Annotated in this window: 25 protein-coding genes; 4 read left to right on the forward strand and 21 right to left on the reverse strand. The window is 67.1% G+C overall.

Translation table 11 applies throughout. The features are described from left to right. Window positions 1-4: 4 nt before the first annotated feature. A complete protein-coding gene (bfr, locus tag ACQ450_RS06295; protein WP_188055815.1) occupies window positions 5-490 on the forward strand; it encodes a bacterioferritin in 486 nt (161 codons plus the stop codon). A gap of 36 nt (window positions 491-526) precedes the next feature. Here bfr and ACQ450_RS06300 read toward each other — a convergent pair whose 3' ends face one another. The 6 genes from ACQ450_RS06300 to panB form a co-directional block, all read right to left on the reverse strand. Then, window positions 527-955 carry an Hpt domain-containing protein gene (locus ACQ450_RS06300; protein ID WP_431470943.1) on the reverse strand — a complete coding sequence of 143 codons (429 nt, stop codon included), beginning with the start codon at window positions 953-955 and terminating at the stop codon, window positions 527-529. Between the two features lie 65 nt (window positions 956-1,020). Then, window positions 1,021-1,227: a sulfurtransferase TusA family protein gene (locus tag ACQ450_RS06305; protein WP_431470944.1), complete on the reverse strand. Its 207-nt coding sequence runs from the start codon at window positions 1,225-1,227 to the stop codon at window positions 1,021-1,023. Continuing rightward, entirely contained in the window at window positions 1,224-2,591 is a 1,368-nt protein-coding gene (gene der / locus ACQ450_RS06310; RefSeq protein WP_431470945.1) for a ribosome biogenesis GTPase Der, read from the reverse strand. Before der ends, ACQ450_RS06305 begins: the two co-directional genes overlap by 4 nt. A gap of 61 nt (window positions 2,592-2,652) precedes the next feature. After that, the gene (locus ACQ450_RS06315) at window positions 2,653-3,975 is read right to left on the reverse strand and encodes a PQQ-binding-like beta-propeller repeat protein (RefSeq protein ID WP_431470946.1); all 1,323 of its coding nucleotides are present in this window, start codon (window positions 3,973-3,975) and stop codon (window positions 2,653-2,655) included. After that, window positions 3,972-4,718 (reverse strand): tetratricopeptide repeat protein, encoded by a 747-nt coding sequence (locus ACQ450_RS06320; RefSeq protein WP_431470947.1) that lies wholly within the window; start codon window positions 4,716-4,718, stop codon window positions 3,972-3,974. Before ACQ450_RS06320 ends, ACQ450_RS06315 begins: the two co-directional genes overlap by 4 nt. A 76-nt stretch (window positions 4,719-4,794) precedes the next feature. Beyond that, window positions 4,795-5,652 (reverse strand): 3-methyl-2-oxobutanoate hydroxymethyltransferase, encoded by an 858-nt coding sequence (gene panB, locus ACQ450_RS06325; RefSeq protein WP_188055820.1) that lies wholly within the window; start codon window positions 5,650-5,652, stop codon window positions 4,795-4,797. Window positions 5,653-5,774: 122 nt separating this feature from the next. Here panB and ACQ450_RS06330 point away from each other — a divergent pair, with 122 nt between their 5' ends. Genes ACQ450_RS06330 through ACQ450_RS06340 form a run of 3 tightly spaced genes read left to right on the forward strand, consistent with a single transcriptional unit; the run spans window position 5,775 to window position 6,895 of the window. Next, window positions 5,775-6,242, forward strand: coding sequence for a hypothetical protein (locus ACQ450_RS06330; RefSeq protein ID WP_431470948.1), 468 nt, complete (start codon window positions 5,775-5,777; stop codon window positions 6,240-6,242). A gap of 1 nt (window position 6,243) precedes the next feature. Continuing rightward, entirely contained in the window at window positions 6,244-6,690 is a 447-nt protein-coding gene (locus ACQ450_RS06335; protein ID WP_431470949.1) for a hypothetical protein, read from the forward strand. Then, on the forward strand, window positions 6,683-6,895 hold the full coding sequence (locus ACQ450_RS06340) for a helix-turn-helix transcriptional regulator (protein ID WP_188055822.1): 213 nt from the start codon (window positions 6,683-6,685) through the stop codon (window positions 6,893-6,895). Before ACQ450_RS06335 ends, ACQ450_RS06340 begins: the two co-directional genes overlap by 8 nt. Before the next feature lie 19 nt (window positions 6,896-6,914). On the opposite strand, the gene ACQ450_RS06345 is transcribed toward ACQ450_RS06340, so the two are convergent. From ACQ450_RS06345 to ACQ450_RS06415, 15 genes are all read right to left on the reverse strand, one after another. After that, on the reverse strand, window positions 6,915-7,586 hold the full coding sequence (locus ACQ450_RS06345; RefSeq protein WP_431470950.1) for a TIGR02466 family protein: 672 nt from the start codon (window positions 7,584-7,586) through the stop codon (window positions 6,915-6,917). Between the two features lie 24 nt (window positions 7,587-7,610). After that, on the reverse strand, window positions 7,611-8,039 hold the full coding sequence (locus tag ACQ450_RS06350; protein WP_431470951.1) for a hypothetical protein: 429 nt from the start codon (window positions 8,037-8,039) through the stop codon (window positions 7,611-7,613). A gap of 89 nt (window positions 8,040-8,128) precedes the next feature. Next, entirely contained in the window at window positions 8,129-8,476 is a 348-nt protein-coding gene (locus tag ACQ450_RS06355) for an ArsC family reductase (RefSeq protein ID WP_431470952.1), read from the reverse strand. Window positions 8,477-8,486: 10 nt separating this feature from the next. Further along, window positions 8,487-9,110, reverse strand: a complete 624-nt coding sequence (locus ACQ450_RS06360) for a hypothetical protein (protein WP_431470953.1) — start codon at window positions 9,108-9,110, stop codon at window positions 8,487-8,489. Between the two features lie 287 nt (window positions 9,111-9,397). Continuing rightward, window positions 9,398-10,954 carry a glutamine-hydrolyzing GMP synthase gene (guaA, locus tag ACQ450_RS06365; RefSeq protein ID WP_188055827.1) on the reverse strand — a complete coding sequence of 519 codons (1,557 nt, stop codon included), beginning with the start codon at window positions 10,952-10,954 and terminating at the stop codon, window positions 9,398-9,400. Window positions 10,955-11,006: 52 nt separating this feature from the next. Next, the gene (locus ACQ450_RS06370) at window positions 11,007-11,594 is read right to left on the reverse strand and encodes a hypothetical protein (RefSeq protein ID WP_431470954.1); all 588 of its coding nucleotides are present in this window, start codon (window positions 11,592-11,594) and stop codon (window positions 11,007-11,009) included. Window positions 11,595-11,634: 40 nt separating this feature from the next. Then, entirely contained in the window at window positions 11,635-13,800 is a 2,166-nt protein-coding gene (locus ACQ450_RS06375; protein ID WP_431470955.1) for a prolyl oligopeptidase family serine peptidase, read from the reverse strand. 183 nt (window positions 13,801-13,983) lie between these two features. Beyond that, window positions 13,984-14,406, reverse strand: coding sequence for a 50S ribosomal protein L17 (gene rplQ, locus ACQ450_RS06380; RefSeq protein ID WP_188055830.1), 423 nt, complete (start codon window positions 14,404-14,406; stop codon window positions 13,984-13,986). Window positions 14,407-14,564: 158 nt separating this feature from the next. Continuing rightward, a complete protein-coding gene (locus tag ACQ450_RS06385; RefSeq protein WP_188055831.1) occupies window positions 14,565-15,635 on the reverse strand; it encodes a DNA-directed RNA polymerase subunit alpha in 1,071 nt (356 codons plus the stop codon). Between the two features lie 100 nt (window positions 15,636-15,735). Then, on the reverse strand, window positions 15,736-16,125 hold the full coding sequence (rpsK, locus tag ACQ450_RS06390) for a 30S ribosomal protein S11 (RefSeq protein ID WP_066476841.1): 390 nt from the start codon (window positions 16,123-16,125) through the stop codon (window positions 15,736-15,738). A gap of 80 nt (window positions 16,126-16,205) precedes the next feature. Further along, window positions 16,206-16,574: a 30S ribosomal protein S13 gene (rpsM, locus tag ACQ450_RS06395; protein WP_188055832.1), complete on the reverse strand. Its 369-nt coding sequence runs from the start codon at window positions 16,572-16,574 to the stop codon at window positions 16,206-16,208. A gap of 192 nt (window positions 16,575-16,766) precedes the next feature. Then, entirely contained in the window at window positions 16,767-17,300 is a 534-nt protein-coding gene (locus ACQ450_RS06400; RefSeq protein ID WP_431470956.1) for an SRPBCC family protein, read from the reverse strand. A gap of 25 nt (window positions 17,301-17,325) precedes the next feature. After that, complete coding sequence (locus ACQ450_RS06405) at window positions 17,326-18,345, reverse strand: polysaccharide deacetylase family protein (RefSeq protein ID WP_431470957.1); 1,020 nt, start codon at window positions 18,343-18,345, stop codon at window positions 17,326-17,328. 82 nt (window positions 18,346-18,427) lie between these two features. Next, complete coding sequence (locus tag ACQ450_RS06410; RefSeq protein ID WP_431470958.1) at window positions 18,428-19,378, reverse strand: hypothetical protein; 951 nt, start codon at window positions 19,376-19,378, stop codon at window positions 18,428-18,430. A gap of 35 nt (window positions 19,379-19,413) precedes the next feature. Beyond that, the gene (locus ACQ450_RS06415; RefSeq protein WP_431470959.1) at window positions 19,414-20,067 is read right to left on the reverse strand and encodes an adenylate kinase; all 654 of its coding nucleotides are present in this window, start codon (window positions 20,065-20,067) and stop codon (window positions 19,414-19,416) included. Window positions 20,068-20,070 lie beyond the last annotated feature (3 nt).

The following is a 20,070-nucleotide window of genomic DNA, read 5'->3' on the forward strand; positions in this document are numbered from 1 at the left end:
GACGATGAAGGGTGACGCGAAGGTCATCGACTATCTGAACGAGGCGCTCAAGAACGAGCTGACCGCGATCAACCAATATTGGCTGCACTATCGGCTGCTCGACAATTGGGGCGTGCGGCGGCTGGCCGAGCTGGAGCGCCACGAGTCGATCGACGAGATGAAGCACGCCGACAAGCTGGCGGAGCGCATCCTGTTCCTCGACGGGCTACCCAATTTCCAGCTGCTCGGCCGGCTGCGCATCGGCGAAAATGTCGAGGAGGTCCTCAAGGCCGATCTCGCGCTGGAGATGGAAGCGCTGCCGCTTCTGAAGGACGCGATCGAGCATTGCGAGCAGGTGCGCGACTATGTGAGCCGCGAGCTGTTCGTCGAAATCCTCGAAAGCGAGGAAGAGCATGTCGATACGCTCGAACGGCAGTTCGACATGATCGAGCGCATGGGCCTGCAGAATTATATCCAGCTCAACAGCAAGGCCGAGGGCGACGACGACTGAGAGCGGCGCCGCGCCCCTTCCCGCCCGGCGGCGGCTTCAGCAGCCGCCGGTGACTGTCGGACGCCGCCCGAATGCAGCGCGGCGCTCCACCAGCGGAGTTGCTTCCCGCTCCAGAAGCGCAAGCGTGGCTTCGAACAACGGGCGCAGCCGGACGACATGTTCCAGCGCGTCGCTCGGCGTCTCATGCCGTTCGACGCAGTTGCGCGCGGTGACCTCGATTTCCTCGGCAAGATCCGCGAGCGGCTCAGCGCCGAACTGATAGGCTTCGCCCTTCAGCGTGTGCGCGGGAATCACCATTGCCGTCGCGCTTTGCGCGCGCATCGCCTCTTCGATCTGCGTAACCGACCTGATGCCGTCCTCACGAAAATAGCCGAGGATCCGCACGAAATTGGCTCCCAGTTCCGCCCGCGCCTGCGAAAAGGAGTCCCAGTTCACCAGCGATCCCTGATCCGGCGTGACGGCCATGAGTACAGCTCCGCATCTCTTTCGGTCGGTCAGCAATAGTCGGGGCCGGTAAACGGATGGTTGCTTCAGGCGCCGCGCTCGACGCGAAACCTGCCGGCTTCGGCCGTCTCGAGACGTGCGCCCGCCGCGCGTGCCACGCGCTCCAGCTCGGCGGCGGCGGCGGGATCGTCGGCCAGAACCTCGATCGGTCCGCCGCCGCGCTCGCGCAGTGCCTTGGCCAATCGGATCGCCGGCCAGGGGCAGCGCATGCCGCGCGCGTCGACCAGCATCATTCGCGATCGCGGTCGAACGGGTTTTTCGGCGCGCGCAGCGTCAGCCGGACCGGCACCGCGCCGAAATCGAATTCGCGGCGCAGGCCGTTCACCAGATAGCGGCGATAGCTTTCGGGCAGCAGATCGACGCGCGTGCCGAACAGCACGAAGCTGGGCGGGCGCGTCTTCACCTGAGTGACATAGCGCGGCTTGATCCGCTTGCCGCCCGGCGCGGGAGGCGGATTGGCTTCGAGCGCGCGTTCGAACCAGCGGTTGAGCGCACCGGTAGATACGCGGCGGCTCCACGCCTCGCGCGTTTCGAACGCCACCTTCATCAGCGTGTCGAGGCCCTTGCCGTTATAGGCCGACACAGTGAGCAGCGGCACGCCCCGGGCCTGCGCCAGCCCCTCCTCGAGCGCTGCCTTGATGCCGTTGAACAGCCGGCTCTGATCCTGCGCGACATCCCATTTGTTGATCGCGAGGATCAGCGCGCGTCCTTCCTGGAGCACATTGTCGGCGATCTTCAGATCCTGCACTTCGAGGCCCTTGGTCGCATCGAGCAGCAGCACCACCACTTCGGCGAAATCGATTGCGCGCAGCGCATCGGCGACCGAGAGCTTCTCCAGCTTGTCCTGCACCCGAGCGCGCTTGCGCATCCCGGCGGTGTCGATCAGCCGGACGCGGCGCGGTTCGCCCTCCGGATCGGGCCACAGCCAGTCGATCGCGATCGAATCGCGCGTGATCCCCGCCTCGGGCCCGGTGATCAGCCGATCCTGCCCCAGCAGCTTGTTGATGAGTGTGGACTTGCCCGCGTTCGGCCGGCCGACGATTGCCAGCTTGAGCGGGGCATCGGGGGCGTCGGGATCCTCCTCGGCCTCGCCTTCGGGCTTTTCCACAAAGGGCAGGAGCGCCTCGAACAGATCGACGACGCCTTCGCCATGTTCCGCCGAGAACAGGATCGGATCGCCGAACCCCAGCGCCATCGCCTCGATCGCCCCGGCTTCGCCGGCACGCCCTTCGGCCTTGTTGGCGACGAGAACGACCGGCGTGTCGGCGCTGCGCAGCCAGCGGGCGATCTCCTCGTCGAGCGGCGTCAGGCCGGCGCGGGCATCGACGAGGAACAGCGCGACATCGGCCTCGCGCACCGCGGCCTCGGTCTGCGCGCGCATCCGGCCCGGCAGGCTGACGGGATCCTCATCCTCATAGCCGGCAGTGTCGATGACGCGGAATTCGAGGCCGAGCAGATGCGCATCGCCCTCGCGCCGGTCGCGCGTGACGCCCGGGCGGTCGTCGACCAGCGCGAGCCGTTTGCCGACCAGCCGGTTGAATAATGTCGATTTGCCGACATTGGGCCGGCCGATGATTGCTACGATGGGTTGGGGCACTTGATCTCTTCCGATGCGATCCCGCGCCCCGCCGCCTCCTTCTCCCGATCGGAGAAGAGGCTCAGCGATACGCGAGGAGCCGGCCGTTGTCGGCGAGCACGTACAGCATGTTGTTGGCGACGACCGGCGGAAGCGTGAGCTCCTGATCGGTTTCGATGGTGGACTGGATGCTGCCGTCGGCAGGCGAGACCGAGACGATCTGGCCGAGCGTGTTGACCAGCACCAGTCGACCGCCGGCGAGGACCGGACCGGTCCAGTTCACCGCACCCTTGGCGTCGTCCTCGTCGCGCCAGCGGCGCAGCTGCTCGATCCAGCGAATCCGGCCGCTGCCGCGCGAGATCGCGACAAGCCGCGCATCGTCGGTGACGACGAAGATCCACTCCCCCACGACCCACGGGGTCGAGATGCCGGCGACATTCTGCTCCCACAGGCGACGGCCGCTGCCGATCTCGATCGCGACCATGCGGCCGCCCTGACCGACCGCATAGACGCGGCCCTGATCGATCACCGGCTCGGCGTCGATATCCGAAAGCGACGAGACCGACGTGGAAATGCTCGTCCGCGAGAGGGTGTCGTTCCACAGCGACAGGCCATTTTCGTAGCGATAGGCGTTGAGCTCGCCCGACGAGAAGCCGGCGATCACCGTGCCCTGCGCCGCGGCGGGCGCAGCCGAGCCGAATACGCCTTGCGATTCGATGCTGGCCGTTTCGGTCCACACCACTTCGCCGGTCTGCTGGTTGAGCGCGAAGAGCTGATTGTCCTGCGAGACGACATAGACGTTGCCGTTCGCCACGGTCGGCGCGCCGCGCAGCGGGCCGCCGGGCCGGACGCGCCAGACGAGATTGCCCGTCGCCGCATCGAGCGCGACCACGTCGCCAAGGCCGTTGGTGGCATAGACGCGCCCCGATTCGACGCTGGCGCCGCCGCCGAAGCGGGCACGGCGATTGGCTTCGCCCTCGGCGGTCTGCGTGGTCCAGAGCGATGCACCCGTGTCTGCCGCGAAGGCATGGACCTGCCCTTCGACACCGACGGCGAACAGCCGGTTTTCGGCCACTACCGGCGCGGCAGCGAGCCGTGCGCGCGTCGATCCACCCGAGATGCGGGCTTCCCAAGCGCGCGAGAGATTCTGTCCGAGCGCAAGATGCCCCATCGATTTCGAGGAATTGCCGCCCGGCTGGCTCCAGCCGCTGTTCGCGACTGCCGCCGGCAGCAGCACATCGACATTCGCGAGCGTGGGATCTGCCGTGACGTCATTCTCGGCGACCAGAATCGGAACCCGCTGGCCGACAATCGGCGTGTTGCGATCGCCGCCCTTAAAGATGCCGCACCCGCCAAGCGCGCCCAGCGCGGCAATGGCGAGAGTCACGCGCGCGAGCTGTTTCATTGGTTGCTGGCTTCCTCGGTCTGTTCGTTCGTTGCTTCGCTCGAGTCGGTGCTCTCGCCATCGAGCGTCTCGCTGGTGTCCACGCCGAGCACCCCGGCGATTTGCACGGCGCGCTGGCGGACACTGCTCGGCACCGATTCGGTGCGCGCGATCTGGCCATAGAGCTCGCCAGCCTCCTGGCGCTTGCCCTGCTTCAGATAGGCAGCGGCGACCATTTCGCCGGCAGTGCCGAAGAAGGGGCTGTCCGGATTGGCGAGCGGCCCCAGCCGCTCGATCACCGCAGCCGGCTCCATCTGCTCATATTCGGCGAGCGTCTGGCGCACGAGCGCCAGATTGCGAAACGGTTCGGGCAGCGATTCGTCGTTCGCGATCGCGCCGAACGTGGCGGCGGCTTCGGCCAGATTGTCGTTGGCGAGCGCGATATTGGCCTCGGAGAAGCGCGACATCGCGGCATAGCCGGCGCGATCGCTCTCGCTTAGTTCGGTAAAGACCGCCTGCGCGCTGTCGACCTTGTCCTCGGCAAGGTCGTGCAGCGCAGTGTCGAACCGCTCGCCCTGCAGCTCGGCGGAGCGGGTGTCGCGATGGCTCAGATAGAGCCACAGCGCGAGGCCGAGCAGCACCACGACGACGCCGGCTACGAGCCAGCGGCCCCAGCGCCGCCAGAATCGCACCAGCTGGTCGCGCCGGTACTCCTCGTCGACTTCACGAAGGAAGGCCTGATTTTCCGGGGGTGGCGTCGCCAAGAACTACTCCATCGGTCAGTCGCGGCCGCGGACCTTAGCGGTGCCGCGGCGCATGCGAAAGCCGCTCCCTAACCGCTCAGTCGCGCGGCGCATAGACTTGTTCCGCGCCCGGAAAGGACCGTGCGCGAACGTCGGCGGCATAGGTGGCAACCGCGGCGGAAATGCGGCCGGCCATGTCGTCGAATTTCTTCACGAATCGCGGCGTCCGCTCGAACAGGCCGAGCATGTCCTCGGTGACGAGAACCTGGCCGTCGCATTCGGCCGAGGCGCCGATGCCGATCACCGGGCAGCCGACTTCGCCGGTGATGGTGCGCGCCAGCGGCTCGACGACTCCCTCCACCACCACCGCGAAGGCGCCGGCCTGATCAACCGCACGGGCATCGGAGATGATCTTGTCGTGCTCGGCATTGCTGCGCCCGCGCGCGCCATAGCCGCCGAGCGCGTTCACTGCCTGCGGCGTCAGGCCGACATGACCCATCACCGGAATGCCGCGCGCCGAAAGGAAGGCGATCGTCTCGGCCATTGCCTCGCCGCCTTCCAGCTTCACGCCGGCGGCTCCGGTTTCCGCCATGACGCGCGAGGCCGAGCGGAATGCCGCCTCCGGGCTCTCCTCATAGCTGCCGAACGGCATGTCGACGATCACCACCGAATGGTAGCTGCCGCGCACCACCGCGGCGCCATGCGCACACATCATGTCGAGCGTGACCGGCAGCGTCGACGGGAGGCCGTAGATCACCTGCCCCAGGCTGTCGCCGACGAGCAGCAGGTCGCAGTGCGGGTCGAGCAGCTGCGCCATGCGCGTGGTGTAGGCCGTCAGCATGACGATCGGCTCGCCCCCCTTGCGCTTCTGGATGGCGGGCACGGTAAGCCGCTTCATCGGCGCAGGCGTGGGATTGGCGCGGCTGGTGGCAGTGTCGAGCGTGTAGGTGGACATGCCGGGTGCATAGCGCCGCCCGGACAGCCCCGCCAGCAAACTCCAGCGCCGTGTATGCCACGCTTGACTCGATGTTATCTTTCTTTTACACAGCGTCGAACATACTTTGCATGGAGGCAGGAATGGCGTTCAGGGAGAAGGTGCTGTGGGTTTCGGCCGCGGCGCTGCTGCTGGTGTGGGGCAGCTATTTCGGCGATCTGATCGCCGGGCTGCTCGCGCGGCGTATCGATGCCGAGGCGAGCTTCGGCGGATTCATCCGCTCGGTCGTGCTGGTGGTGGTGATCCATGTCGTCGCGAGCATCGTGCTGGCGATCGCCAGCCCCAAGGAGGCGAATGCGGCGCCCGACGCGCGCGAGCGCGAGATCAACCTGAGCGCCTATCGCCCCGCCTATCTGGTGGTGGCGATGCTCATCACGCTGGCGATGCTGGCAACGCCGGTGCTGGTGCACGCAGCCCCGGCGATCCTGGAAGGCGCCGAGCCAGGGATGATCGTGGCAGTCGTGATCGGCAATTCGATGCTGCTGGCGCTCGTCGCGGGGGAACTGGTCCATGCGGTCTGGCAGATCGCTCGCTATCGCCGGGAGAGCTGAGGTGGACCGCACGGCAGACCTGCCCTTTCGCGAGAAGGAAGCCTGGATCACCCTCGCCGCGATGGCGCTCGCCTATGGCGGCTATTTCTGGATGGTCCACACGGCGGCCCCGGGCACCGAAGACTCGCTGCGCTTCGTACTGTGGTTCGCGATCGCCACCGTAGCGCGCGTCGCGATCCAGTTCGGCGGTCGCTGGGTCGCCGCGACCGCGACACCCCTCGATGCGCGCGCACCCGCCGACGAGCGCGACCGGCGCATCGCCCGGCGCGGAATGGCGGCAGCCTATGGCACGCTGCTCGTCGCGATGATCCTGGTGGCGGTCGTGATGCCGCTCAGCGGATCGGCCGGCTGGGAAGTCGCCAACGCCGCTCTGTTCGGGATCGTCCTCGCCGAAACGGTGAGCTGCGCCGTCGTGATCGCCGGATATCGGGGCGCATGGAATGGCTAAGGTTCCGATCTCGAACGACATCCGGACCTTGCGCTTCCTCTCCGGCGAAATGACCCAGGCGGAGCTCGGCGAGAAGATCGGGATGACGCGCCAGACGGTCGCCGCGATCGAGGCCGGCAAATATTCGCCGAGCCTGGAAGCGGCATTCCGCATCGCCCAGGTGTTCGGCAAGCCGCTCGAGGAAGTGTTTCGCTGGGAAGAGTGAGCAGCGGCTCCGGCCGCGCTCAGCCCCTCTCCTTTCCGTAGAGATTCATCGCGATAGAGATGCGGTCGCCGCTGCCGCTGTGCGGACGCACGCCATGACGCAGCCACGCGGGAAAGAGGACGAGATCGCCCGGCTGGGTGCGCAGCCGCCGCTCGACCGGCTGCGGCTTGCCGTCCAGCCCGACCATGCGGAAGCCGGGAAAGGTCATGAACGGCACCGGAAAGCGCGGATCCTCGAAATAGAGTTCGCCGCCCACGTCCTCGCCGGGCGCTCCCCCGGTCGCGACATAATAGACCGCGGCCCACAGCACGCCCGGATGCGCATGGCTCATGTTGACGGCACCGGCGGGCGAGACATTCGCCCACATCCGCACCGACCAGTCGATGCTGTCCGGATCGCGCTGATCGAAATGGGAGAGCCGCTTCGCCGTGCGGATCGCCATTTCCGCGAGCTTCGCCGCGGCGGGGCCGCCCCAATCGAGCATGTCGGTGTTCGAATGCCAGCCGCCCACGTTCGAGCGGTTCAACCCATCCGCATCCTGCGCCCGGCGCTGCCGGATCACCGCCTCGAGCGCTTCGGTGAGCGCCTCGGAGCCCGCGAGCCTGCCATGCAGAACAGGCGTTTCGAACAGGCCGATCTGCTCCGCGCGGACGCGGATCGAATCGAAACCGGGATTGGAGGCGTCGGTCATGTGCGCGCGGTTACGCGGCTGAAGTCAGCAAATCCAGCCATGCCTGCGCGCATAATCGGCGAACCAGATCTCGCCCCCCGCAACCGCGATCAGCAGGAGCGGGACCAGCAGAGTCGACCAGCCGAACTGGGGCACCACCGGCGTACCCAGAAGCAGATAGGCCGACTGAACGAGCAGAAAGGCGAGCGAGGCGAGAAACAACAGTCGCGCAAGCGCCGAACGCGTCATGAGCGCGATTCCGCCGAGCAGCGCGCTGCCCGCGGTGCAGGCATAGACGATACCGAACCACGTCGGCAGCGCATCGGAAAGCGGATCGGCGGGCGCGGGAAACAGGATCGCGCCATAGGCGGCGTACAGCAGGAAGGCGAACACGCCCAGCAGCCCCCACAATGTCGCTGCAAACCCCGTCAGCCAAAACCAGCGCGGCGGGCGCTGCCGGATATATGCTGCCATGCGTTTCTCCCCCGGTGGATCCTCGGCTAGCCGGAGGATTCCTAACCTATTTAGGACGAATCAGCCATGGCGTGGGGGTTTGGCGCGAATCAGCGCAACGCCGCTGCGTACCGGTCCGCCTCGAAGCCGACCAGCAATCCCCCCGGATACTCCACCACCGGCCGCTTCACCATCGACGGCTGCGCCAGCATCAGCGCCATCGCCTTGTCCGAGTCGAGGTCTTGCTTCTCCGCGTCCGACAGTTTCCGGAAGGTCGTCCCCGAACGGTTGAGGAGCGCTTCCCAGCCGACCGTCTCGACCCAATGCGCGAGCCGAGCCGGATCGAGCCCCTGCGTCTTGAAGTCGTGGAAGTCATGGGCGACGCCGTTCGCATCGAGCCACGCCCGTGCCTTCTTCACCGTGTCGCAGTTGCGGATGCCGTAGAGCGTCGTCGTCATACCGTGCCGCTCAGCGGAAGACGCAGCTTGTGCCCGCCCAGAGGTCGGTGATCTTGCCGTCGGGTTCGGGCGAGGTCAGCAGACCCGACATCGCGCCGGCAGTGAACTCGTGCCCGAGCGTGCTTTCCTCGACCATCTCGACCGCATAGGCGTTTTCGAGCTGTGCGCGAGTCGAGCCCAGGCCGATGCCGCTGGTGGTGGTGATGCTGCCCTGCTGGACGCCATCGAGGCTCCAGCCGACGAAATTGCCGTCCATGATGTTGAAGGTGAGCCCGCCCTCGAACTCGACCATCGTCATCGGCCCCGCGCCGCATTCGGCCATCTCGGCTTCGCCCTCGGGCGCGCCGAGTGCCGCACGTGCCGCGTCGACCGCTTCGTCGCGCGGACGGCCGAAAGTGATGTGGTGCGCCGAGCCGCTGTTCACGTCGATCAGCGAAATGCCGTCGGGAGCGATGTTCAGCGCCGGCGGCTGGCGCCGGTCGACCATCGTCAGATTGCTGGAAGCCGTTGGCTCGGTCACGGTCGCGCCGCCGTTGCTATCGACCGTGGTTTCGACGGTGTCGGACCCGCCTTCCTGACAGCCGCCGGCCAGAACCGCGACTGCGAACGCCACCAACAACTTTCCACGCAGCATCGTCTACCCCCCTCGTCGTGCCCTCTACGCCCTTCAGCCGCGCCTTGCGGCGCCGAGTGAACCGGGCGGACATCCCCCGGATGCCCGCTGATTCCGTCCGCGGCGCCTTGCGGCGCCGAGTGAACCGGGCGGACATCCCCCGGATGCCCGCTAATTCCGTCCGCGGCGCCTTGCGGCGCCGAGTGAACCGGGCGGACATCCCCCGGATGCCCGCTGATTCCGTCCGCGGCGCCTTGCGGCGCCGAGTGAACCGGGCGTACATCCCCCGGATGCCCGCTGATTCCGGTTCACTCCCACTCGATCGTGCCGGGTGGCTTTGAGGTATAGTCATATACCACGCGATTGACGCCGCGAACCTCGTTCACGATGCGCGTTGCCACCCGCGACAGGAAATCGCCCGGGAACGGGAACACCGCCGCCGTCATGCCGTCGGTCGAGGTCACTGCGCGCAGCGCCAGCACAGAATCATAGGTCCGCCCGTCGCCCATCACGCCGACGGTGCGAACCGGCAGCAGCACCGCGAACGCCTGCCAGATCGCGTCGTAGAGCCCGGCGTTGCGGATCTCCTCGAGATAGATGGCGTCGGCCTTGCGCAGAATGTCGCAGCGTTCCTTGGTGACTTCGCCGGGAATGCGGATCGCCAGGCCCGGGCCGGGGAACGGATGCCGCCCGACGAATGCCTCGGGCAGTCCGAGCTCGCGGCCAAGGACGCGCACTTCGTCCTTGAACAGCTCGCGCAGCGGCTCGACGAGCTTCATGTTCATCCGCTCGGGCAGGCCGCCGACATTGTGATGGCTCTTGATCGTCACCGACGGCCCGCCGGTGAACGAGACGCTTTCGATCACGTCGGGATAGAGCGTCCCCTGCGCCAGGAACTCGGCGCCGCCGATCTTGCGCGCTTCCTCCTCGAACACGTCGATGAAGGTCTTGCCGATGAACTTGCGCTTGGCTTCGGGATCGGTGACCCCCGCCAGGCCGTTCAGGAACAGCGTCTCGGCGTTCACATGGACGAGCGGGATGTTGTAGGCGCCCTTGAACAGGCTCACCACCTGTTCGGCCTCGCCCGCGCGCATCAGCCCGTGATCGACGAACACGCAAGTCAGCTGGTCGCCGATCGCCTCGTGAATCAGCACCGCGGCCACCGCGCTGTCGACTCCGCCCGAAAGGCCGCAGATCACCTTGCCATCACCGACCTGCTCGCGAATCTCGGCGATCTTGGCGTCGCGGAACTCGGCCATGGTCCATTCGCCGCCCAGCCCGCAGACGTGGCGCACGAAATTGGCGAGCAGCTTGGCGCCATCGGGGGTGTGCACCACCTCCATATGGAACTGAGTCGCGTAGTAGCGGCGGGCATCGTCGGCCACGACGGCGAAGGGCGAGCCGGGGCTGGTGGCGACCGGACGGAAGCCGGGAGCAAGCTCGGTCACCTTGTCGCCATGGCTCATCCAGACCTGATGGCTCTCGCCTTCCTGCCACACGCCGTCGAAGAGCACGCAACTGTCCTGGATCTCGATGAAGGCGAGCCCGAATTCGCCCGAATCGCCCAGCTGCACCTCGCCGCCCAGCTGCTGCATCAGCACCTGCTGGCCGTAGCAGATGCCGAGGATCGGCACGCCGGAATCGAAGATCGCCTGCGGCACGCGCGGGCTTTCGGTATCGAGCACCGAAGCCGGGCTGCCCGAGAGGATCACGCCTTGCGGCTGCATCCGCCGGAACGCGTCTTCGGCCGCCGTGAACGGCGCGATTTCGCTATAGACCCCCGCCTCGCGGACCCGCCGCGCGATGAGTTGAGTCACCTGGCTGCCGAAGTCGATGATCAGGACGGATTCGGAATGCTGCGTCATCGCTGCGCAGATAGCAGATGAAGGCGCGGGGGGAAGAGCCGACGCGCTGGCTTTATGGGCCGCAGGTCCAGAAGCCTTCCCAGCTGCGCTCCGCCCCGTCGCCGCGCTGGGCGAGCAGCGTGGCGCTGTGGAGCGAGCCTTCGTGGCCGGTGCCGATCTCGCTGTCGCGGGTGATGGTGACGGTGAGACCGCGGCCCGAATAGCGGCCGCCGCGCGTGAGATAGCCGAATCCGCCGTCCTCGGCGCCGATGAGCCGCTGCGGCGTATCCCCCAGCCGGACCACCGCCTGCGGCCGCTCTGCGACGCCGACCGTGCCCTTGCCGAGCAGCACCGGCGTTCCGCCGCGTTCCGGCGCGAAGCTGCAGGCGAGTTCGCCCTCGAGATCGGCGCCGTCCTCCGGCGCGAGCGGCGCGAGCACCAGCGGCGAACCGTCGCCTCCCTGTGTGGCACTGCCGGTGCCGACCGGCGTCTCTGCGGGCTCCATCTCGTCCGCGGGCAGCGGCACCGGCTGGTCGACCAGCACCGTCTCGTTCGTCGTCGCGACTGCCGTGTCATCGACGGCGACGGTGTTTTCTTCGGAACAGCCGGCCAGCGTCAGCAGGAGGGCGGCGGCGGCGCATGCGGGAAGATGCGGATTCATGCGCCGCCAAACGGACGGAAACGGCTCGCGTTCCGCCGGGTCACTCGACCGGCGTCACTTCCAGGCCGGTCCAGCGCGCCGCGAAGGCCCAAAGGTCCGCCGCCTCCTCGATGATCTTGTCGGTCGGCTTGCCCGAGCCATGGCCGGCACGCGTCTCGATGCGCACCAGATGCGGCTTGGGGCCGATGTCGGCCGACTGGATCATCGCGGTGTATTTGAACGTGTGCCCGGGCACGACGCGGTCGTCGGTGTCGGCGGTCGTCGCCAGGATCGCGGGATAGTCCACGCCACTGCGCACATTATGGTAGGGCGAGTAGGCATAGAGGACGCGGAAATCCTCCTCCTTCGACGGATAGCCATAATCGTCGACCCAATAGCGGCCGGCGGTCCAGCGATCGAAGCGCAGCATGTCCATCACGCCCACCGCAGGCAGCGCCGCGGCGAACAGATCGGGACGCTGGTTGACGACCGCGCCTACCAGCAGCCCGCCGTTCGACCCGCCCTGGATCGCCAGCTGGTCCTGCCCCGTAATGCCTTCGCGGATCAGATATTCGCCCGCGGCGATGAAATCATCGAAGACGTTCTGCTTGTTGTGGAGCCGCCCGGCATCGTGCCACTCCTTGCCATATTCGCCGCCGCCGCGGATGTTGGCGACCGCGAGCACCCCGCCCTGCTCGAGCCACGCGACGCGCGAGGAGGAAAAGGCCGGCAGCACCGAGTTGTTGAACCCGCCATAGGCGTAGAGCAGGGTCGGTGCGGGGCCGGTCACATCGGCGCGGCGCACGACGAACATCGGCACGCGGGTGCCGTCCTTCGACTGATAGAAACGCTGCTCGACCGCATAGTTCTGCGGATCGAAATCGACCTGCGGGCGCGCCCATTCGCTCGTTTCGCCAGTCGCGACGTCATAGCGGAAGATGGTGGTCGGATAGTTGAAGCTGGTGAAGGCGAAGAAGGTCTCGCTGTCCTCCTGCTCGCCGCCGAAGCCGCTCGCAGTGCCGATGCCCGGCAGCGTCACCGTGCCGTCGGGGGTGCCGTCCAGATTGTAACGGCGCACCTCGGTCTTGGCGTCGACCAGATACGAGAGGATCAGCTTGCCGCCGACCATCGATGCGCCCGAGAGCACGGCATCCTGCTGCGGCACGATTTCGCGCGCCGTCTCCGGCCCCGCATTGGGATCGGAAACGTCGATCGCGACGATCCGCTGGCGCGGCGCATCCTTGTCGGTGGCGAAATAGAAGGTCGAACCGATATTGCCGATCACGCCCCACTCATTCTCCAGTTCGGGAATGATCGTGCGCGGCGTCCATTCGGGATCGGTGAGGTCGATCAGCGTCACCGCATAGACATTGTCGGTGCCTTCGCTGGTGGTGATGACCAGCCAGCGGCCATCGTCGGTCACGCCCGAATAATGGCTGCGCTTGGGATGTTCGGGCGTGGCATAGACCAGCCGGTCCTCGGACTGGTCCGTACCCAGCCGGTGGAAATAGACGCGGTGGTTCTCGGTGAGCGCCTGATACTGCTCGCCCTCGGGCGGCTCGGGGTAGCGCGCGTAGAAGAAGCCCGAGCCATCCTTCGCCCAATCGCCGCCCACGGTGTATTTCGCCCAGCGCACCTCGTCGGGCAGCACCTGCCCGGTGGCGACGTCGAGCACCTTGACGATGCGCCAGTCGGTCCCGCCGTCCTGGATCGAATACATCAGCTTGGTGCCGTCCTCCGACGGCGACCATTCGGCGAGCGCGGTCGCGCCGTCCTCGGACCAGCTGTTGGGATCGAGCAGCACGCGGCCCTCGCCGTTCAATTCGTCGCGCACCCACAGCACCGCCTGGTTCTGCAGGCCGGTGTTGTGGCTGTAGAAATAGCGGCCGCCGCGTTCGGTCGGCAGGCCGAAGCGCTCATAGTCGAACAGCGTGCGCAGCCGGTCCTGGAAGATGTCGCGGCCCGGCAAAGTCGCCAGATAGGCGTCGGTCACGCGGTTCTGCGCGGCGACCCAATCGGCCACTTCCCGCTCGCTGCGCACGTCGCCTTCGAGCCAGCGATAGGGATCGGCGACCTGCACTCCGAACTGCTCCTCCACAACGTCGACACGGCGGGTTTCGGGATAGGCATTCGGAAAGGTCATGACGGTGGGCGTCTCCGGGTCGGTCTGTGCCGCAGCGGGCGCGGCGGCGAGAAGGGCAATTGCGAGAAGCGGCAAACGGCGCATGCGTGGCTCCGGAAAAAGGGTTGGCGGCACCCTATCAGCCGCCGCGGCGGAGGCAACGGCCGTGCGCCGCGACGCGGCATGCGGCACCCGCCTTGCGGTGCCGAAGGATCGGGCCGGCTGCTCCGAAAACGAAAAAGGGCGGCCCTGCCGGACCGCCCCTTCGTCATTCGACTCGCGAACCGATCAGGCCGCTTCGTCGAAATCCTCGTCGCTCATCACCGGGCCCGAATCCTGGCCCTTGGCGTCGACGTCGCGATCGACGAACTCGATGATCGCCATCGGTGACGCGTCCGATGCGCGGGGCCCGATCTTGATGATGCGCGTGTAGCCACCGTTGCGATCGGCATAGCGCGCGGCCAGCACGTCGAACAGCTTCACCAGTTGCGCGTCGTCGAGCAGGCGGGCGTGGGCGAGGCGGCGGTTCGAAAGGCCGCCCTTCTTCGCCAGCGTCACCAGCTTCTCGACATAGGGGCGAAGCTCCTTCGCCTTGGCGACGGTGGTGGTGATCTGCTCGTGCTTGATGAGCGCGGCCGACATATTGCGGAACAGTGCCTGGCGATGGGCCGAAGTGCGCTGCAGCTTACGGCCGCCAACCTTGTGACGCATGGGTATATCCTTTCCGTTCGTCAGGGGGCCGTCTTACGGAACCCCAAGCCAGGTGGGACGGTGGCCACCGAAAATCCGTCCTCCCGGCGAGCCGCCGGGATCCATCCATGGGACGCTGCGGAGAAAGAGGCGTGCGGCGCCCCTCTCTCCGCCGCGCTTCAGCCCATGATTTCCTGCTCGAGCTTCTTGGCCATCTCTTCGATGTTCTCAGGCGGCCAGCCCGGGATTTCCATGCCGAGGCGCAGACCCATGCTCGACAGCACTTCCTTGATCTCGTTCAAGGACTTGCGACCGAAGTTCGGCGTGCGCAGCATCTCGGCCTCGGTCTTCTGAACCAGATCGCCGATATAGATGATGTTGTCGTTCTTCAGGCAGTTGGCCGAGCGCACCGAAAGCTCGAGCTCATCGACCTTCTTGAGCAGATAGCGATTGATCTGCGCGGTATCGCCCGCCGCACCTTCCGGAGCCGCAGCGGCCATGCCGGCGGTAGCCGGAGCCGCCGCACGGGTCATCGCCGAATCGTCGAAGTGGACGAACAGCGCCAGTTGGTCCTGCAGAATGCGCGCGGCATAGGCCACTGCATCCTCGGGCGTCACCGTGCCGTCGGTCTCCACCGTCAGCGTGAGCTTGTCATAGTCGAGCTCCTGCCCGACGCGGGTGTTCTCGACCTTGTACGACACCTGGCGCACCGGCGAGTAGAGCGCATCGACCGGAATCAGCCCGATCGGCGCATCGGCCGGACGATTGGCCGCGGCGGGCACATAGCCCTTACCGGTGTCGGCGGTCAGCTCCATGTTGAGCGTCGCGCCATCGTCGAGATGGCACAGCACCAGCTCGGGGTTCATCACCTGGATGTCGCCCGAAACCGCGATGTCGCCGGCCTTCACTTCGGCAGGGCCCGTGGCGGAAAGCTGGAGCCGCTTGGGGCCCTCGCCTTCCATCTTGAGCGCGATCTGCTTCACGTTGAGCACGATGTCGGTCACGTCCTCGCGAACGCCCGCGAGCGACGAGAATTCGTGCAGCACATTCTCGATCTTGATCGAGGTCACGGCGGCGCCCTGCAGGCTCGACAGCAGCACGCGGCGCAGCGCGTTACCCAGCGTCAGGCCGAATCCGCGCTCGAGCGGCTCGGCAACGAAGGTCGACTTGCGCTTGGGATCGCCACCGGGCTTCTTTTCGAGGCCGTTGGGCTTCTTGAGTTCCTGCCAGTTCTTTGCGTTGACAGTCACGGGCTTCCCTCATGTTGGGCAGGATGGGGGCTAATCCTGCCGAATAGCCGCCCCGGCCGGGACTCGCATGCGAGCCCAAGCGCCGGGGCAGGACGAAAAATCAGACGCGGCGGCGCTTGGACGGACGAACGCCGTTGTGCGGGATCGGAGTCACGTCGCGGATCGACGTGATCTGGAAGCCCACCGCCTGGAGCGCGCGAAGCGCCGACTCGCGGCCCGAACCGGGGCCTTTCACCTCGACCTCGAGCGTGCGCACGCCGTGCTCGGCGGCCTTGCGGCCCGCATCCTCGGCGGCGACCTGCGCGGCATAGGGCGTCGACTTGCGCGAGCCCTTGAAGCCCATCATGCCGGCCGAAGACCAGCTGATCGCATTGCCCTGCGCATCGGTGATGGTGATCATGGTGTTGTTGAAGCTGGCGTTCACGTGAGCGACGCCTGCAGTGATGTTCTTGCGTTCGCGCCGACGGAGGCGCTGCGGTGCTTGTGCCATGGACTATATCCTGACCTGAAATCCTGAACCGGGAGGCGGCGCCGCATGCGGACCACCTCCGGCGGAGAAGTAAGCGGCGCTTACTTCTTCTTGCCGGCGATCGGCTTGGCCTTGCCCTTGCGGGTGCGCGCATTCGTATGCGTGCGCTGACCGCGGACGGGAAGACCCTTGCGATGACGCAGCCCGCGATAGCAGGCCAGATCCATGAGCCGCTTGATGTTCATCGCGGTCTCGCGGCGCAGGTCGCCTTCGACAGTGTAGTTCGCGTCGATCGTCTCGCGAATCTGCAGCACTTCCTGATCGGTCAGGTCCTGCACACGCCGCTCGGGCGCGATCTTCAGCTGCTCAGTGATCTCCTTGGCCTTGGTCTCGCCGATGCCGTGGATATATTGGAGCGCGATCACCACGCGCTTGTTGGTCGGGATGTTAACACCCGCAATACGTGCCATGAGCTTCTATTCTCCCAGCTCCACGGGACGCCGCATGGCAGCCTGCGTCCCATCTCGTCGCGTTAAACCGAAACGCGCACGACCGGCGAGCGCGAACGGGCGCCGCCGGAAGTACCGGTGCTTCGGAAGGGGTCTCAGTTAGGGGGCGGCGCGCGGGCTGTCAAGCGATGCAGGGCGTGTCAAGACGCTTTTCTACTCCGCCGCTACCACTGCGCGCTCGGCAGTGGCGGCGAGGTTCGCGAAGGCGCTCGCCAGCACGCCGTCGACCGGGGTCGCGAAAGCGGCGATTCCCTGCGGAACGAAGCCGCCGACGACGTAAGTGGCGGTCAGCACGGTGGTTTGTCCGTCCGGCTCCAATGTGAAGGTCAGTGCCGCCGAAACGCCCGCTCCCTGGAGCGGCCCGAGCCCGCCAGACAGGCGCAGCGCGCCGCCGGGCAGATACTGGACGACGCGCATATGCTCCACGCCGCCGCCGGCCCAGCGCTCGCACCAGCAGCCACCCGGCGCGAGCGCCAGCGACAGATTGGCGGCATCGCCCGAATAGGTGTGCGCGCCCTGCCACCAGAGCGCAGGCTGGATCAGCGTGTTCCAGACGGCTTCCGGAGGGGCGGCGACCGCGATTCGATGACGCGAGACGAAGCCGGTATCGGTCACTTCGACCACTTCGGCGGCGGCGGGCGCGGCAGCAGCCAGCAGTGCCAGCGGCAACAGGATGCGAATCGGCATGGCGTCTCTCCCCTTCGGGAGGATCCTATCCGATGTAGCGCGCCGGAGCACGCCCGACCGGTCGTTCCGTGCGCCGGAGGCCGCGCACCGCACCCGCGAGTCCGCGCAGTTCCGAGAGATAGTGCAGCGTGCCGGAGAGATAGGCGTCGAACTCGACATCGCCGACATGGCGCCCATCGAGCAGGCGCCGGAGCGCATAGGCGTCCGCGTCCGGGGCGTTCAGCCCCTCGGTCACGAGCGTGGCCGATCGCACGCCCTTCGCGGCGAGAATCGCCGCCGCATCGGGGTGCCAGGTGCCGCTCGGGTAGCAGAAATGCTCGAGGACCGGGCCATCGAGCATGGCTTCGAGGCTGGCGCGGTTCGCGTCGATCTCTTCACCGAGCCGGCCGATCTGGCTCGTCACATTGATGTGGCGATGGGTGTGCAGCTGAATGTCGAGCCCGCGGCGCTGGGCGTCTGCCAGTTCGTCGGGCCGCATCAGATGGAACTGGCACGTCTCGAGCCAGGCTTCGTCGAGGCCGAGGGTGGCCCCGAGCGCCCGCAACGCAGCGAGACGCTGCTCCTCGGGCAAGCCTTCGATCCGGGCGATCTCCTGCGCGCAGTCCGTCGGCGGTCGCCCCGCCGCGGCGAGCATCCACGCGACCGCGACGTTCACCACCGGCAAGTCGCGTTCGGAGTACCAGGTGGTCGAATAGAGCGTCGCCGGAACTTCGTGGCGCTCGAGGATCGGCAGCATGTGCGAATGAGTCGAAGCCCAACCATCGTCGATCGTCACCACCGTCGCCCGGGGCGGCAAATCACCTTTCGCGAGCCGCCGCACAGCCTCGCCGAGCCCCAGCAGCGGCACGCCCGAACGCCGCAGCCGCGCCATCCGCGCGTCGAACTGCTCGGGCGTGATGAAGAGGCATTCGCCGAACGGTTCTCCCGGAAGTACCCAAAGTCCGTGGTAGCAGAGGATCCGCAGATGCCGCCGGCTCGCCCGCCGTGCGAGGGCCGCCAGGCCGCTGGCCGCAGCAAGCGAAAGGATCGCTCGTTTCGGTGACACCCGCGCGTCTCCTCCTTCACCGGCGCAGCGCCGGCGGGCGCGACTGTCGCACCGAAGGCTTAAGTCCTGGTTATCCCGGCTTTCAGGCGCCGTAGCGGGCGATCAGCCGCTTGCGCGACCAGATGAAGGCATAGTCGGTGGGCAGATAGCTGCCGTCGCGATAGCGCTCGCGCCGAGTCGCGGAGGTGCGCGTGGCATTGGCGATCGCATCGGCATCGCTGCCCACGCGGATGCGCAATGCGCCCTGCCCCGCCTGGAGATCCTGGGTGAAGCTGATCCGGGGGGTGATCTCGAGCACGGCGGGATCGTAGAACCAGGCGCTTCCGAACGCGCCGCGCACCTGCGGCAGCGCCGGCAGCGCCAGCGCGGCGAGCCGCAGCGCCTCCGCCCAGCCCGGTGCGTTCCAATAGGCGCGCGCGACCGGATCGTGCGTATGGCCCTCGAGGAAGCGATCGCGTCCGCCACATTCGAGGAACACATAGGCGATCGCGCGCGGCCCCGCCTTGAGGATCGTGCGCGCCGACAGGCCCGAGCGCGGCCACCACATCTGCGCGAAGGCCGGGATCATCACGAGGCGCGTGAGCCAGAGGTCCTTGAGAAAGGTGTCGCTCTCCAGCGCCGCGAACTCCGGCTCGGAGTCGATCGAATCGAGGATGCGGTGGAACTGGTCGACGTAATGCAGCGCGAATTCGTCTGGCAGGCCGGTCGCCGCGAACGCCGCGTCGAAGCGCGCCATGTGCCGCAGCATCAGCGCGCAGACCCACGCAGCGCGCACCTCTGGCGGGAGCATTGCGACCTGCGCGGCCGCCTTGGCCGGAACCTGGTTGTAGCGGTGAACCGGCGCGGCCGGGTGCGCTGCCTCGAACCGGTCGAAGGCGGCATCGGTCGCATGGTCCGAAAGCTGCGGGAAGCGCGCGGCGAGCCGCTGCTCCACTTCGGCGCGGTGCGGCTCGAGCGGCTCGCGCCCGCGCCATTTGGGGAACAGCGCTTCGGCCGGTGCCGGAGTATCCGCGATGATCCTGTCGATCCGCATACGGGCGCTATAGCCCGCGATGCACTAGAATCCGGTTAATTGCCCGAATCGAGGATCGCGTCGATCGCGGCGCCGACAGCGTCGATATCGGCCATGCCATCGACCCGGCGCACCAGCCCCTTTTCCTCGTAGAAGGGAAGGATCGGCGCGGTCTTGGCGCGATATTCGGCCATGCGCGTCCGCACCGTTTCGGCATTGTCGTCGGGCCGGCGCTTGAATTCGGTCGATCCGCAGACGTCGCAGACGCCCTCCACCTTCGGCTGCTTGTAGCGATCGTGATAGCCCGCGCCGCAGCGGGCGCAGGTGAAGCGCCCGGTCACGCGGTCGACCAGCGCCTCCTCGTCGACCACCAGCTCGATCACATAGTCGAGCTGGCGATCGCGCTCGGCGAGGAGGCCGTCGAGCGCCTGTGCCTGCGCAGCGGTGCGCGGATAGCCGTCGAAGATCGCGCCCGATTCGGTGTCGGGCATGTCGAGCCGCTCGCCGATGATCCCGCTGACGATTTCGTCGGAGACGAGCTCGCCCGCGTCCATCACTGCCTTGGCCCGCATCCCGATCGGGGTGCCCAGCTTCACCGCGGCGCGCAACATGTCGCCCGTCGAAAGCTGGACCATCCCCCGCTCGGCCTCGAGCCGGCTCGCCTGCGTACCCTTGCCCGCGCCCGGCGGCCCCAAGAGAATGATGTTCATCTG

This window comes from Sphingosinithalassobacter sp. LHW66-3, from assembly GCF_050703275.1.
Taxonomy (GTDB): Bacteria; Pseudomonadota; Alphaproteobacteria; order Sphingomonadales; family Sphingomonadaceae; genus Sphingomonas.

What these genes read in the sequence shown, in the direction of transcription:
- bfr (WP_188055815.1), top strand. Translation starts at nt 5, where the DNA reads ATGAAGGGTGACGCGAAGGTCATCGACTATCTGAACGAGGCGCTCAAG.
- ACQ450_RS06300 (WP_431470943.1), bottom strand. Translation starts at nt 955, where the DNA reads ATGGCCGTCACGCCGGATCAGGGATCGCTGGTGAACTGGGACTCCTTT.
- ACQ450_RS06305 (WP_431470944.1), bottom strand. Translation starts at nt 1,227, where the DNA reads ATGATGCTGGTCGACGCGCGCGGCATGCGCTGCCCCTGGCCGGCGATC.
- ACQ450_RS06315 (WP_431470946.1), bottom strand. Translation starts at nt 3,975, where the DNA reads ATGAAACAGCTCGCGCGCGTGACTCTCGCCATTGCCGCGCTGGGCGCG.
- panB (WP_188055820.1), bottom strand. Translation starts at nt 5,652, where the DNA reads ATGTCCACCTACACGCTCGACACTGCCACCAGCCGCGCCAATCCCACG.
- ACQ450_RS06330 (WP_431470948.1), top strand. Translation starts at nt 5,775, where the DNA reads ATGGCGTTCAGGGAGAAGGTGCTGTGGGTTTCGGCCGCGGCGCTGCTG.
- ACQ450_RS06340 (WP_188055822.1), top strand. Translation starts at nt 6,683, where the DNA reads ATGGCTAAGGTTCCGATCTCGAACGACATCCGGACCTTGCGCTTCCTC.
- ACQ450_RS06345 (WP_431470950.1), bottom strand. Translation starts at nt 7,586, where the DNA reads ATGACCGACGCCTCCAATCCCGGTTTCGATTCGATCCGCGTCCGCGCG.
- ACQ450_RS06350 (WP_431470951.1), bottom strand. Translation starts at nt 8,039, where the DNA reads ATGGCAGCATATATCCGGCAGCGCCCGCCGCGCTGGTTTTGGCTGACG.
- ACQ450_RS06355 (WP_431470952.1), bottom strand. Translation starts at nt 8,476, where the DNA reads ATGACGACGACGCTCTACGGCATCCGCAACTGCGACACGGTGAAGAAG.
- ACQ450_RS06360 (WP_431470953.1), bottom strand. Translation starts at nt 9,110, where the DNA reads ATGCTGCGTGGAAAGTTGTTGGTGGCGTTCGCAGTCGCGGTTCTGGCC.
- guaA (WP_188055827.1), bottom strand. Translation starts at nt 10,954, where the DNA reads ATGACGCAGCATTCCGAATCCGTCCTGATCATCGACTTCGGCAGCCAG.
- ACQ450_RS06370 (WP_431470954.1), bottom strand. Translation starts at nt 11,594, where the DNA reads ATGAATCCGCATCTTCCCGCATGCGCCGCCGCCGCCCTCCTGCTGACG.
- ACQ450_RS06375 (WP_431470955.1), bottom strand. Translation starts at nt 13,800, where the DNA reads ATGCGCCGTTTGCCGCTTCTCGCAATTGCCCTTCTCGCCGCCGCGCCC.
- rplQ (WP_188055830.1), bottom strand. Translation starts at nt 14,406, where the DNA reads ATGCGTCACAAGGTTGGCGGCCGTAAGCTGCAGCGCACTTCGGCCCAT.
- rpsK (WP_066476841.1), bottom strand. Translation starts at nt 16,125, where the DNA reads ATGGCACAAGCACCGCAGCGCCTCCGTCGGCGCGAACGCAAGAACATC.
- rpsM (WP_188055832.1), bottom strand. Translation starts at nt 16,574, where the DNA reads ATGGCACGTATTGCGGGTGTTAACATCCCGACCAACAAGCGCGTGGTG.
- ACQ450_RS06400 (WP_431470956.1), bottom strand. Translation starts at nt 17,300, where the DNA reads ATGCCGATTCGCATCCTGTTGCCGCTGGCACTGCTGGCTGCTGCCGCG.
- ACQ450_RS06410 (WP_431470958.1), bottom strand. Translation starts at nt 19,378, where the DNA reads ATGCGGATCGACAGGATCATCGCGGATACTCCGGCACCGGCCGAAGCG.
- ACQ450_RS06415 (WP_431470959.1), bottom strand. Translation starts at nt 20,067, where the DNA reads ATGAACATCATTCTCTTGGGGCCGCCGGGCGCGGGCAAGGGTACGCAG.